This window comes from Cupriavidus numazuensis, assembly GCF_905397435.1.
GTDB lineage: Bacteria > Pseudomonadota > Gammaproteobacteria > Burkholderiales > Burkholderiaceae > Cupriavidus > Cupriavidus numazuensis.
Map to the genome: position 1 here is coordinate 99,675 of NZ_CAJPVI010000031.1, position 13,097 is coordinate 112,771.

General features: G+C 58.5%; 12 protein-coding genes and 1 pseudogene. 6 read left to right on the forward strand and 7 right to left on the reverse strand.

From position 1 onward, the window contains the following. Nucleotides 1-101: 101 nt before the first annotated feature. Nucleotides 102-572 carry a hypothetical protein gene (locus tag KHO41_RS23475; protein WP_211955675.1) on the reverse strand — a complete coding sequence of 157 codons (471 nt, stop codon included), beginning with the start codon at nucleotides 570-572 and terminating at the stop codon, nucleotides 102-104. 466 nt (nucleotides 573-1,038) lie between these two features. Here KHO41_RS23475 and KHO41_RS23480 point away from each other — a divergent pair, with 466 nt between their 5' ends. From KHO41_RS23480 to KHO41_RS23505, 6 genes are all read left to right on the forward strand, one after another. Continuing rightward, complete coding sequence (locus tag KHO41_RS23480; RefSeq protein WP_211955676.1) at nucleotides 1,039-2,160, forward strand: isocitrate/isopropylmalate dehydrogenase family protein; 1,122 nt, start codon at nucleotides 1,039-1,041, stop codon at nucleotides 2,158-2,160. Continuing rightward, nucleotides 2,157-2,507: a putative quinol monooxygenase gene (locus KHO41_RS23485; protein WP_211955677.1), complete on the forward strand. Its 351-nt coding sequence runs from the start codon at nucleotides 2,157-2,159 to the stop codon at nucleotides 2,505-2,507. Before KHO41_RS23480 ends, KHO41_RS23485 begins: the two co-directional genes overlap by 4 nt. Nucleotide 2,508: 1 nt before the next feature. Then, a complete protein-coding gene (locus tag KHO41_RS23490) occupies nucleotides 2,509-3,228 on the forward strand; it encodes a haloacid dehalogenase type II (protein WP_244873992.1) in 720 nt (239 codons plus the stop codon). A 28-nt stretch (nucleotides 3,229-3,256) separates the two neighbouring features. After that, nucleotides 3,257-4,231, forward strand: coding sequence for a Bug family tripartite tricarboxylate transporter substrate binding protein (locus KHO41_RS23495; protein WP_211955678.1), 975 nt, complete (start codon nucleotides 3,257-3,259; stop codon nucleotides 4,229-4,231). Between the two features lie 243 nt (nucleotides 4,232-4,474). Continuing rightward, entirely contained in the window at nucleotides 4,475-5,779 is a 1,305-nt protein-coding gene (gene otnK / locus KHO41_RS23500) for a 3-oxo-tetronate kinase (protein ID WP_211955679.1), read from the forward strand. Further along, the gene (locus tag KHO41_RS23505) at nucleotides 5,776-6,432 is read left to right on the forward strand and encodes a class II aldolase/adducin family protein (protein ID WP_211955680.1); all 657 of its coding nucleotides are present in this window, start codon (nucleotides 5,776-5,778) and stop codon (nucleotides 6,430-6,432) included. Before otnK ends, KHO41_RS23505 begins: the two co-directional genes overlap by 4 nt. A 356-nt stretch (nucleotides 6,433-6,788) precedes the next feature. Here KHO41_RS23505 and KHO41_RS23510 read toward each other — a convergent pair whose 3' ends face one another. The 6 genes and pseudogenes from KHO41_RS23510 to KHO41_RS23535 all read right to left on the reverse strand — a co-directional run. Then, nucleotides 6,789-7,793 carry an aldo/keto reductase gene (locus KHO41_RS23510; protein WP_211955681.1) on the reverse strand — a complete coding sequence of 335 codons (1,005 nt, stop codon included), beginning with the start codon at nucleotides 7,791-7,793 and terminating at the stop codon, nucleotides 6,789-6,791. Between the two features lie 325 nt (nucleotides 7,794-8,118). Then, the gene (locus KHO41_RS23515; RefSeq protein ID WP_211955682.1) at nucleotides 8,119-9,441 is read right to left on the reverse strand and encodes an MFS transporter; all 1,323 of its coding nucleotides are present in this window, start codon (nucleotides 9,439-9,441) and stop codon (nucleotides 8,119-8,121) included. Nucleotides 9,442-9,556: 115 nt separating this feature from the next. Beyond that, nucleotides 9,557-10,405 (reverse strand): NAD(P)-dependent oxidoreductase, encoded by an 849-nt coding sequence (locus KHO41_RS23520; RefSeq protein ID WP_211955683.1) that lies wholly within the window; start codon nucleotides 10,403-10,405, stop codon nucleotides 9,557-9,559. 13 nt (nucleotides 10,406-10,418) lie between these two features. Beyond that, nucleotides 10,419-11,450 carry a transketolase family protein gene (locus tag KHO41_RS23525; protein WP_211955684.1) on the reverse strand — a complete coding sequence of 344 codons (1,032 nt, stop codon included), beginning with the start codon at nucleotides 11,448-11,450 and terminating at the stop codon, nucleotides 10,419-10,421. After that, entirely contained in the window at nucleotides 11,447-12,334 is an 888-nt protein-coding gene (locus KHO41_RS23530) for a transketolase (protein ID WP_280519713.1), read from the reverse strand. The genes KHO41_RS23525 and KHO41_RS23530 overlap by 4 nt, the downstream gene beginning before the upstream one ends. 669 nt (nucleotides 12,335-13,003) lie before the next feature. Further along, nucleotides 13,004-13,097: pseudogene (locus tag KHO41_RS23535) on the reverse strand (IS5-like element ISCARN85 family transposase); the annotation flags it as partial.

Below are 13,097 nucleotides of genomic sequence, written 5' to 3' on the forward strand. Positions count from 1 at the left end.
CATTAGAGAGAAATTCTCCATCTCGAGAATCGTCTCCTAGTAAGCAGAGAAGCGATGAGCAAGGAAGTCACAGGTGCGATGTGGCAAGAAGTCTACTTCAGTCAACCATCTGTCCACGAAGTCCCCTCGGGGATTTTGAATGTCAATTGGGCAATTGTGTGGCAATAGGCGAAGGTAGCACCCGCACCAGCAAGATGCCCTGGTCCGTGTCCTACGCCTGGCTTGACATCCAAGTCTTCAAGAATCTGAACGGTAATAGCAAGGGTCTTTTGCTGCCACCAGTCGCCTGCAGGGCTGACATATAGCGTGTAGTAGCCACTGCATGCTTCGCGGTCAAATTCGCTTTGGCCAGCCGCATCGAGGGCACTGAACGATTCGATGTTGCAATAGGCGGGGTTAAAGAGTCCATCATCGTGTGGGCCCATGAAGTCTAGGATTCTGAAATTTCCTTTGTTCAAATGCCTAACGCCGTGCCCGTTCTCATCGGTCACACTAACCCTCAGAATGATGTTTGTGCTGCTGCCCGCTCGGACAATGCTGTTGTCGAAAACGGCCGAAACGTGATAAGCCATGATGTGCCTCCTTCTTCTTCTTGGGTCGCCGCACACAGGGCTACCCAGAACGAAGATAGGAGTCAGTAGCCCTTTCAGCAATACGCCGCTTCAACCGGCATTCCACGTTTCAGCTTCTGCGGGCGGGCGATGGCAGGTAGCCAACTGTTCTTCTTGGAACGTCCCTCGAAGTGACGTCGCCGACTCCCCTGACTGGCTCTTGTGCTACCCCAACGATTGAGCGCGAGGGTGGGAAGGCCGGGTTGCTGCTTTCTCCTCTTTTTGCGCAGCCGGTCCTGCAATCTCGTTGTAAGGCGCCGCAGAGGTGGCACTAGTCCGTCGCCCGACCTTCGTCCCCTGCGCCATCGCTGCGTCTGTCCAACCCCTCCGCTTCATGAAGCACTAACGAGTCATTGACAGTCCCGCGTTCCCTGCTATAACGTATTCATTAACGTATGCAATAACGCATCAGTTAGTGGAGACGAGGATGAGCAGAGGAACGACACAAACACTGGAAATTGCCGTGCTTCCGGGCGATGGAATTGGCAGGGAGGTCATGGGCGCCTGCCTGCAGGTGCTTCAAGCGGCGCAAGGTTTGTGCGGCGGGCCCGCGCTGCGCTGTACTACCTACAACGCAGGCGCTCAGTACTACGCCGAATCAGGGGTGGCATTGCCGGACGAGACGCTCAAGGCTTGCAAGGAGTCCAGCGCGATTCTGTTTGGCGCAATGGGGTGGCCGGATATTCGTCACGCTGACGGTACGGAAATCATCCCGCAGCTGGACCTGCGGATGGAACTGGGCCTCTATGCAGGCGTTCGGCCGATTCGATGGTTCCCCGGCCTTCCCAGAGTTCTCACCGACGAGCGCGCCAAGGAGATTGATTTCGTCCTTGTGCGAGAGCAAACCGAAGGCCTCTTCTATGCGCGCGGACGCGGACGTGTTGAGAACGACGAGGAGGCCTACGACACCATGCAGATTACTCGCACGGGTAGCACGCGGGTAACCGAGTTTGCATTCCGCCTTGCAGAGCAACGCAAGGCACGAGGGAAGTCCTCTCGCGTGACCTGCGTCGACAAGGCGAACGTGTTTGCTTCGATGGCTTTCTTCCGAAAGGTCTTCGATGAGGTTGCATCTCGGTACCCCGCCATCGAGAAGGACCATGCCTATGTTGACGCTATGGCCCTCACCATGGTCAAGAAGCCGTGGACTCTTGATGTGATGGTCACCGAGAACATGTTTGGGGACATCCTGTCGGACCTGGCCGCGGGCCTAATTGGCGGCATGGGTATGGCATCCTCCGCCGACATCGGCGACAACCACGGTCTGTTCCAGCCGGCACACGGCACCGCCCCGGACATCGCCGGTCAAGGAAAGGCAAATCCGTGTGCGATGTTGTTGTCGGCCGCGATGATGCTGGAGTGGCTCGCCTTCCGGCACGATGAGCCTCAACTGGCAACGTGTGGGACGCTCATCGAAAAGGCGGTTGAGCACGCGTTGGCAGCTGGCGGCGTCGTCCCCATGGAATATGGCGGCGCTGCCGGTACGGCGGATATGACCAAAGCTGTCATTGATGCGCTCCCCATCGCGCTCCGCGCGTTGCCGCAATGAGCACGGTGCGAACCTCACGAGCAACGGACGGTCATGTCGTGACTGTCTGCTTCAAAGTCCGGTCGGAGCATGTGGACGACTTTAGAAAGGCGATTCTGGAGAACGCTCACACTTCCCTTTGCTTGGAGTTTGGTTGTCTTTTGTTCGATGTCTGCGAGGACGTGACCAAACAAGAGTTCTTTCTTTATGAAGTCTACGCAAGCCCTGGCGCGTTCGATGAGCACCTTGCTAGTGCTCATTTCAAAGCATTCGATTCGGTTAGTGCGTCATGGATTACCGACAAGAAGGTCACGCAATACACGCGACTGACTTGTGGCATCGCGGAGACTAACCACCTCGAGGTATGACATGGTGATAAAAACCGAAACAGTAAAGGCGATAGTGTTCGATACCTTCGGAACCGTCGTCGACTGGCGTGGGAGCATTATCGCGGACCTCAGCCAGTGGGGCGAAGCCAGCGGCGTCCATGCCGACTGGTCGAGCCTGGTCGACGAATGGCGGGGGCGGTACGAGCCCCAAAAGGACCGAGTACGTCGTGGAGAAATAGGTTGGACGAATATTGACGACTTGCACTTCGAGGCGCTTTGCAGCTTGCTTCCGGAGTACGGCCTGTCGAATCTCAGCGACGCCCAACGCATGCATGTGAACCGTGTGTGGCATCGGCTCAACGCATGGCCAGATGCCGTGGCTGGCCTGAATCGCCTCAAAAAGCGATACGTGATTGGGCCGCTTTCGAACGGGAATATTGCACTCTTGGTCAACATGGCAAAGCATGCAGAGCTCCCGTGGGACTCCATCTTCTCGTGCGAGCATTTCCAGCGATACAAGCCTCATCCGGACACGTACCTAGGTGTCTGCAGGCAAATGTACCTGGAACCCAATGAGGTGATGATGTGCGCCGCGCACAACTATGACCTGGCTGCTGCAAGGTCGGTGGGCTTGCGCACAGCATTCGTTCCCAGACCGACTGAATACGGCCCTGGACAAACTACTGACCTCGAAGCCAAGGACGATTGGGATGTAGTGGCCAGTGACCTGCAGGATTTGGCAACCAAGATGGGCGCCTAAGTAGCGTACCGCAGAGGAGACAAAGGAAATGCAAAGCTTGCTAAAAAAAGGCGTAGTTGTCGGTGCAGTGGCTTTGGCCAATCTTGCCTACGGACAAGGCACATGGCCCACCAAACCAATCACTTTCGTGGTGCCGAGCGCGCCGGGTGGCTCAACCGATTTCATTGCGCGGCAGATTTCCGACCCGCTTTCGAAGGCGCTTGGACAGGCTGTCATCATCGAGAACCGGCCCGGCGGAGCCGGCAACATCGGTGCGGAAGTCGCCCTACGGAACGGAGGCGATGGATACACCTTTCTGGTCCAGTACTCTGGATACCATGTCGGGAATCCCTCCCTGTTCCCCGGCAAGATGCGATGGAACCCAGAACGGGACTATAAGGGCGTTGCGATGCTCATGCGTGCCCCGCATGTCATCGTCGTTGGCAAGGCCATACCCGTAAGCAACCTCAAGGAGTTGATTGCCTACGGTAAGAAGAAGCCGGATGGCCTCTCCTACGCATCGTCAGGGCCTGGTTCGATTCAGCACATTGCCGGTGAAATGTTCCGTGAAAAGACGAAGCTGCCGATGACACACGTTGCGTACAAGGGCTCCGCACCCGCAATGACGGACGTGATTAGCGGTCAAGTGGATGTTTTCATCACCACCCCGCCAACGGTGATGCCTCACGTCCAGTCGGGCAACGTTAAGGTGCTCGCCTATACCGCGCCCAAGCGGCACCCGTCGCTGCCCAACATCCCTACGTCCGCAGAAGCTGGGCTTCCGGGTTATGAGGTGGAGTCGTGGTTCGCGCTTTATGCACCTGCAGCGACTCCCAAGCCCATCATCGACAAGCTATCTGAGGAAGTCAGGAAGGTGCTCGAGAGTGAGCAGGTCCGCTCAACGGTGAATGCGCAAGGTGCATATGCAGCATACATGAACCCGGCGCAGCTGGACGCATTCACAAAGAAGGAATTGGCCGCTTGGGCTGAGGTCATTCAAACCGCAAAGATAAAGCCTGAGTAGCCCTACGCATTCGCGTTTTCTTCGGGCATTTCAAAGTGGGCCATGGCGCCAGCAACCGTGCAATGCATCGTTGCTGGACTTCCTGGCTCAGTCGTATCTTGCGACATACGGGCCGAAAGTCCTCTCTGTTCGACGGGTGCCTTTTGGCCGCGTCGTTTTGTTTTCCCACGACACCACGAACTAAGCGGTGCCCTCTGGCGTTTCTGCGGCAAGGGTTCCGTACGCACAAATGGAGCCGGAAAATTGAGCCCACACAGCAAAAAGCCACTACTAGGATGCATCGCCGACGATTTCACCGGCGCGACAGACCTCGCGAATAACTTGGTCCGCGCTGGTATGCGCGTGGTTCAAACAATCGGCGTCCCCACTCTGTCGGACAACGCCGGTGCTACTTCAACTGTCGTAGATGCGGACGCAATCGTCGTCGCACTGAAGTCGCGAACAGCCCCGGTTGCCGAAGCCGTCGAGCAGTCGCTTTACGCAGCAAAGTGGTTGCAACGCCAGGGCGTAGAGCAACTGTACTTCAAGGTTTGCTCGACCTTTGATTCCACGGACAGAGGAAACATTGGCCCTGTCGCCGAAGCATTGGCCGACGCTTTGCAAGTCGGAATTGTTCCGGTCTGTCCCGCCTTCCCAGAGACGAACCGCACTGTCTACAAGGGCCACCTGTACGTGGGTGACGTACTTCTTAGCGACAGTAGCATGCGTCATCATCCGCTCACGCCGATGACGGACTCCAACCTCACTCATATTCTTCGACGACAGAGCAAGGGCGAGGTAGGACTTGCGGACCATGGGTACGTACGGCAAGGCGCCAAAGCAATCCGCGACCAACTGGAGCGCCTCCAGTCTGTCGGGAAACGCTTCGCTGTTGTAGATGCCATCGATAACGAAGACCTCATGGAGATGGGCAAAGCATTCAAGGGGCTGCCGTTAGTCGTGGCAGGCTCTGGTGTCGCGATTGGCTTGCCGCAGAATTTTGGCATTACCCCCAGTGCGGGTGCAGCTAACCTTCCGCTAGTGCGTGGACCTCGCGCTATTGTGTCGGGGAGTTGCTCCGCCGCGTCAAATGCTCAAGTTGTCGACTTCATCAAGCGCGGCGGTGACGCATTTTCGGTTGACCCTCTACACATCGCGGCTGGAAGGGATATCGTTGCCGAAGCCCTGCAATGGGCAGCTTCCCGAATCTCCGAAGCCCCGGTTCTGTTCTATGCAACTGCGCAACCCGAGACAGTGAAGTCTGTGCAAGCTCAGATTGGTGTGGAGCAGGCCGGCTACCTCGTAGAGCGGGCGCTGTCACAAATTGCCTACGGGTTGGTCAAACGGGGTGTTCGCCAACTCATCGTGGCTGGTGGGGAAACTTCTGGCGCTTGCGTGCAAGCCCTACAGGTGCAGCAGATGCGCATCGGTCCGCAAATCGACCCAGGTGTGCCATGGTGCTATGCGCAATCCCCCGCTGCCGGAGACGACGGGCTGATGCTCGCGTTGAAGTCTGGTAATTTTGGCGCCGTGGACTTCTTCACTAGAGCTTTTGGGATGCTGGCATGACAGAGCAGGAGATTCGGATTGAGATTTGCCGTGTGGGCCGCAGCCTCTTTGAGCGCGGGTATGTGCATGCCAGTGCGGGCAACATCAGCGTTCGTCTTGAGGACGGATACCTCATCACGCCTACCGATGCCTGTTTGGGCTTTCTCGAGCCGGACCGATTAGCCAAGGTAGCATGCAATGGCGAGCAGGTTGGTGGCGACCGAGCGAGTAAGACGCTGGCACTGCACCGGCGAATCTACGAAGCCGACGCCGAGGCTCGATGTGTTATCCATACCCATTCCACCCATCTGGTAGCTTTGACGCTAGCAGGTGTTTGGTCCACCGAGGACATTCTGCCGCCCATCACCCCATACTTCGTGATGAAGGTGGGCCATGTTCCTCTGATTCCATATCACCGTCCCGGTGACCCGCGAGCCGCGGACCTAGTCGCTCGCGCCATTTTGGGTCATCAAGCCCAAGGTGGACGGCTCAGAGGTGTAATGATGGACCGCTTGGGGCCAAATGTCTGGGGCATGACGCCGGCTGAGGCAATGGCCACTCTGGAGGAGTTGGAGGAGACGGCACGCCTCTGGCTGATGTCTCATCTAAAGCCCAGTCCATTGGATGAAGAGGCGCTCGACGAACTTCGGCAGACCTTCGGCGCTACCTGGTGAGCGCAGGGCGCAAATGAGTGCGCGTGGCTAGGAAAAAAGGTTCCATGGCTGCTTGTACGTATCCCCACGCGCATCGCAAGCTGCGGCTTGGCTAGGGACTCGCACTCGGCAACGATGCGTCACCGAGCGGGTCCCTTTGTCTGGCGAAATTACCCTAAGCGCATGCCCAATAGCCGACCTATATCATCGGTTTGCATCCAGCGCTATCGGGCCCAAATCTCCAACCGCACGTCGCCGCTACGCTTTCCTGGATGCCTGTATTCCCCACCTATTCCTGGTGCCTGCGCACGTTCCTGTAGGGGCACGCCTTGCGTGGCATAGGAACCGGTGGAGGAATTTGATGGGCGTGGAAAGTGTCACTGATGGCCCGCTATCTCGTGCGGCACATATTCGACTTCGAGGTTACGCTTTTCCTCGTTCGAGAGCTCAATGGAAAGGGCACTGATAGAGTCAGTCAACTGTGATGCCTTTGAGACGCCGATGATGGGGGCGGAGACGCTACGTTTCGCTAGCACCCAAGCCAGTGCTACCTGCGCCATTGGGACTCCGCGCGCATCGGCTATCCGCTCTACAGCGTCGATGACCTTGCTGTCGGCTTCCTTGGTTCGGTCGTACAGTGCTGTGCCAACGCTGTCCTTCTCAATCCGACTTGTCTGAGCGCCAAATGGCCGGGTCAATCGGCCGCGAGCAAGAGGACTCCAAGGCATAAGCCCGACTCCCAAGTCTTGGCACAACGGAATCATCTCTCGTTCCTCCTCGCGATATAGGAGGTTCACGTGATTCTGCATGGAGACAAACTTCGTCCAGCCGTTCCGAGAGGCAATTTCTTGAGCCTTGGCGAACTGCCAGGCAAACATCGACGACGCGCCGATGTAGCGCGCCTTGCCGGCCTTGACGACGTCATGTAGCGCTTCCATCGTTTCGGCGATTGGGGTGTTGTAGTCCCACCGATGTATCTGGTAGAGGTCAACGTAGTCAGTGCCAAGACGCGAGAGGCTCGCGTCAATGGCGCTCATGATGGCCTTTCGCGACAGGCCGCGGTCGTTCGGCTTAGTCTCTCCAGAGGACGACCCGCCACCGCTGAGTGGAAAATATACCTTCGTCGCCAAGACGATTTCATCACGCTTGGCAAATTCGCGAATGAACTTTCCGACGATTACTTCTGACGTACCGGCCGAGTAGCTGTTGGCGGTGTCGATGAAGTTGATTCCTTGCTCAATTGCGCTGCGGAAGATGGGGCGAGAATCCGCTTCGCCGAGCGTCCAGGGATGCGCGCCGGCGTCTGGGTCACCGAAGGTCATGCAACCCAAACAGAGACGGGAGATGTCCAGGCCTGTTGAGCCGAGTTTTGTGTATTTCATATCGTAGTTATGGATAGCAGCGGGCCTCTGTATTTTTCCTCTTTGCTTGGAGGAAGCGCATATCGGGTGGGCGGCCAACAATACGGGCCAGTCTGCCGGCTGTCGTCATCCCGGGCGCCACTACCAGATGACATCATGTTGGTCTCAAGAGCGCCATGCAGTAAAGCGACAAATGTTGATGCACGGATGAGAGCATGTCATCTGACCTATGCTGGGCGGGGACACAAAAAAGGCGTGGCAGATGAAGCTTCTGCTGCCGCCGCATGCAAAATGGAAAAAAGCCCGCCGCGGATGACCGGGACGGGCCTTCCCAACTACAAAGACTTCAGCGCAAAGCAGGTTGTCGCGCTTCGTGCGAACTAGCCGCCATGCCTACAACAGCTGGTGCAGTCTCACGCATCGAGAGCGCACACAGTGTCGAGATGACACCTAACAGCGAGAACAGAATTGCCGGTCCAATCCAGCCCACCATGCCGTAGAGGCCCGTCGCAATGAAGGGGACTAGTCCTGCCACCAGAGACGCGCCGTTGTAGCCCAGCGAGATACCCGAGGAGCGCACGTTGGCTGGAAACTGTTCCGAGAACCACGAGGGCTCTACTGCAAAGATAGGGTCGTGGCTTAGCAGCAGCGACAACGAGATGGCGGTCACCACCATGACGCCGGCACCGGTGTTGATGAGCATGAACATTGGGATGCCGAACAAGATGGTAAAGACAGCACCGAGCATGTACACAGGGCGGCGGCCGACGCGGTCGCTCCAAGCACCGTAGATTAAATGGCTGACAAGGCCGATGGCCGAGCCAATCATGGTGCCCCAGAGCACATTTTCCTTGGTCGTGATGTTCGCCAGTACTACATACGACAGCATGAAGCTGGTTGTAACGTAGTAGCCGCCGGTCTCTGCCAAGCGCAGGCCGATGATACGCAGCACCTTGCGCCAGTCATTTCGCAGCACGTCCAAGGCGGGCTGCTTGACAATGGTGTTCTTCTCTTTCATCGCCTCGAAGTCAGGCGACTCCTTGACACTCAGTCGGATGAAGAGGCCGATGCCAACCATGACGATAGAGACAAGGAACGGCATACGCCAGACCCAGTCGCCTTCGAAGAGGACAGCCGACATGAGGAACGCACCGTTCGCCATTAGCAACCCTAGTGGGATACCAACTTGGGGCACGGCACCGAAGAAGCCGCGCCGATTTGGTGGCGAGTGCTCGCACGCCATGAGCACAGCACCGCCCCATTCTGCGCCGAAGCCCACGCCCTGAATCATACGAAGAAGAATCAGGAGAATTGGAGCGACCACGCCGGCCTGTTCATAGGTCGGTAGAGCGCCAATCAATACGGTGGCGCCGCCCATGGCAAGCAAGGACCAGAACAGCACTGCCTTGCGACCGAGTCGGTCACCGTAATGGCCTGCGAGATAGCCTCCCAGTGGGCGCATCAGGAAGCCGACCGCCAGGGTTGCGAAAGACGCGAGAATGCCAACGATAGGTTCGGTGGTGTGGAAGAAGATTTTCCCGAACCATCCAGCAGCAGCCGTACCGTAGATGAAGAAGTCGTAGCTCTCAACGGCCGAGCCAATCATGGACGCGATAGATACCTTGACCGCGCCGTCCTTTTCCGGCGCGTGAGTCGTGGCAGATGTCATATTGTCTTTGTCTCCAGACGTTTATCGTCGTGTCTATTGCTGGACGGGCGCTTGTGGCACCACGTCCAGCTTGAAGAGGCCTGCTTAGGGCCGTCCGTACCTACTACTTGACTACTTACTGCTGAAAGGTCTCGATGACTCGGCTATCGTCGCGCTGACCAAGACCGGCCTCGGCGGCCTGGCAGTACCGCGCATGCGAGATGTCGAGCAGTGGCACTTGAGCGCCGCAGCCTTGAGCGGCATCAACCACCAGACCGCTGTCCTTCACGAAGATGTTGATTGAGCTCGTCACCTCGACGTCCGTGCCCTTGAGCATGCGCGGACCGCGGTCCGACAGCATCCAAGAGCCGGCCGCGCCTTTCTCAATCAGGCCAAGGACCTGTGCGGGGTCCAAACCGAGCGAGCGGGCCAAATTCAGTGCCTCAGCGGCAGCGACGATATGGACCGAGCAGAGGTGCTGGTTGACGACCTTGATGGCCTGCCCATCGCCAAGCTTTTCGCCCGTGATGCGGACTTCGCCCATGGCCTGGAGTACCGACCGTACGGCCTCGATGTCGGCGGCATCGCCGGCAGCAAAGATGACCAGTTGACCAGTACGGGCACGAGCGACACCACCGGTGACCGGGGCGTCCACCACGCGCACGCCTGCAGCACGCAGGCGCTCGCCTTGTTCGCGCACGCTTGCGGGGCCGACGGTCGACATGATGACCCACGTACTGGCAATGGGCTTACCAATGGCGTCATCAACGAGCTTTGCTAGCTGGTCCGGCGTGGCGACCATCACGACGGCTACGTCCGCCGTCGGTAGGTCCGAAACGCGGTTGACGGCCGCAATGCCCTGAGCCTGTGCGTTGCCACAAGCAGCGGGTACTACATCGAAGCCGCCGACGATGTGACCCGCATTGCGAATCTGAAGAGCCATCGGCAGTCCGATGGCACCCAGGCCGATGAAATTGACGTTCATATTATCCTTCCCCTTACTTCAGCCATTCTTTGATGCGCTCGACGATGACTTCCGTCGAGATGCCGTAACGGTCATGCAGCGTCGGCAGCGCGCCGGCGTCAAGGAACTGGTCAGGCAGGGCCACCACTTCGAGCGCGGGGTAGACGCGTGCCTGCATCAGCGTCATGGCGACAGCTTCGCTGAGCCCGCCCACGGTGCTGTGGTTCTCGGCCACTACGACCAGCCGTCCGCTGCGGCGGCATTGCTCAACGATGGTGTCCACGTCCAGCGGCTTGATGGTTGGCACGTGCAGTACGCCCACGTCGGCCGCGCCGCCGGCCATGGCTTGCGCTACTTCCAGTGCGCGCATAGTCATCAGACCCGACGAGATAATCAAAACGTCACGGCCGTCGCGCAGCAGCTTGGCCTTGCCCAGCTCGAACTTGTAGTTGTACTCGTCCAGCACCAGCGGCACCTTGCCGCGCAGCAGACGCATGTAGACCGGACCCTTGTACTCAGCGATGGCGGCGACGGCTTGTTCGGTATCGAGGGCGTCGCAGGGGTCCACGACAGTCATGCCCGGGATGGCGCGCATCAGCGCCAGGTCCTCGGCGGCTTGGTGGCTCGGGCCGTACCCGGTGGTCAGCCCGGGCAGAGCGGCGCAAATCTTGACGTTGAGGTTTTCCTCGGCGATGACTTGGTGAATGAAGTCATATGCGCGGCGGGTGGCGAATACCGCGTAGGTGGTCGCGAACGGCGTGAAGCCCTCCTTCGCCATGCCGCCGGCGGCGGCCATCAGAAGCTGCTCGGCCATGCCCATCTGCAGGAAGCGCTCCGGGAACGCTTGGCCGAAGATGTGTAGGTCGGTGTACTTGGAGAGGTCGGCGGTCATGCCGACGATTTCCGGACGCTTCTCGGCCTCAGCGACAAGTGCATGGCCAAACGGGGCTGCGGTGGTGCGCTGGCCCTCGGCTGCGATGGAGGCAATCATCGCCGAGGTGGTCAGGCGAGGCTTGGCAGGCGCTTGGGACTGGGTCGGAGTCGTGTTTTCGACAGCGGTGCTCATTGCTCGGCTCCGTTGGATTGGGTGGCGGCGTAGTTGGCATCCAGGACCGAAATGGCGTGCTGCCATTCATCAGCCTCAACGCGGATGAAGTGGTTCTTTTCGCGGGTCTCGAGGAAGGGGACACCCTTGCCCATCAGCGTGTCGAACAGAATCACGCGGGGCACTGGCTCCTTCAGATTGCGGGCGCGGTCGAACGCCTCAATCACGGCGGGCAGGTCGTTGCCGTTCACGCGCTGCGTGTACCAGCCGAAGCTCTGCCACTTGTCCGGCAGCGGTTCGAAGCCCAGCACCTCGTGCGACACGCCATCCGCCTGCTGACGGTTGATGTCGACCAGGCAAATCAGGTTGCTGAGCTTGTGGTGCGAGGCCGACAGGGCGGCTTCCCAGGTGGAGCCTTCGTCCAGTTCGCCGTCAGACATCGAGTTGTAGACGAAGGCCGAGCTGCCCTTCATCTTGAGACCCAGCGCCATGCCCACACCAATGGGGAGACCTTGGCCCAGCGAGCCGCCCGAGATTTCCATGCCCGGGGTGTAAGTGGCCATACCCGACATCGGCAGGCGGCTATCATCCGAGCCGTAGGTCTCCAGCTCAGCTTCAGCGATGATGCCGGCCTCAATCAGAGCCGCATACAGCGCAATGGCGTAGTGGCCATGCGACAGCAGGAAGCGGTCGCGGCCTTCCCACTCCGGTTCGCCCGGACGGAGATTCATGGCATGGCAGTACGCCGTGGCCAGCACATCGGCATAGCCGAGCGCCTGGCCAATATAGCCTTGTCCCTGCACTTCGCCCATGCGAAGTGCGAACCGCCGGATGCGCCACGCGTGGTGGGCCACAGCGCCTTGCGGCGAAATCTTGCTCGCCTCTTGTGCCGGATTTGCAGTCATCGTCTCCATTCCTATCTGGCAGAACACGTTTGTTGCCCTTCCGCCGTAGGGGGGACGTGGATAGTTCTCACGTATGGCCGATACAGCAGGGGATGGAGGAAGGCTATCACCTGGTTTTCGAGACCACAAAAGAAACATTCGCGGTAATAGATGAGCTGTGTTCACCGATACGCCAGCGTGCGACGGTCGCCACCTGCGGGAGAAATCACGCCTGCTCGTTACGGCAACCCAGTGCTGGGTTCTGACCGCTGCGCGAGCCCAACGCCGATGCAAATCGGAGCGATGTAGAAGTACCCATGCGCGCAAAAGAAAGCACCCAACAAGAGGAGGTCGCCGCGATGCACAACTGGGTTGACTCAATATTCCCAGGGGCCATGCATGACGGCCCAACTCGCAACAGATAGCGCAAGGGACGATGTAGGAAGGACGAAGCTTTGATATTCAGACGGAAGCGCCACCTCACCGTCCTGGCTGCCCGACCGCTAGGCGGTCCTGTGCTCGCTCGATTATTGAACTGAGCTGCTCAATGGAGAGTATGCCGTGGCTATTCCAGAGCGAAATGAATGTCTGAGCTATGACAAGGAATAGCCTGTAAACCTATGCTCAGGAAGAAGCTCTTCGCTTTTAGTGAGCATATCCTTCCTTTGGAGTTGCTAGGGCCTGTTCACACTATCTGAGCCCGTCGACGATGAGCGCAAAATTGATGAAGGCGATGAACATCACGTCCAGCTTGTCGAACCGGGAGAAGATGCGACGAAAGCCT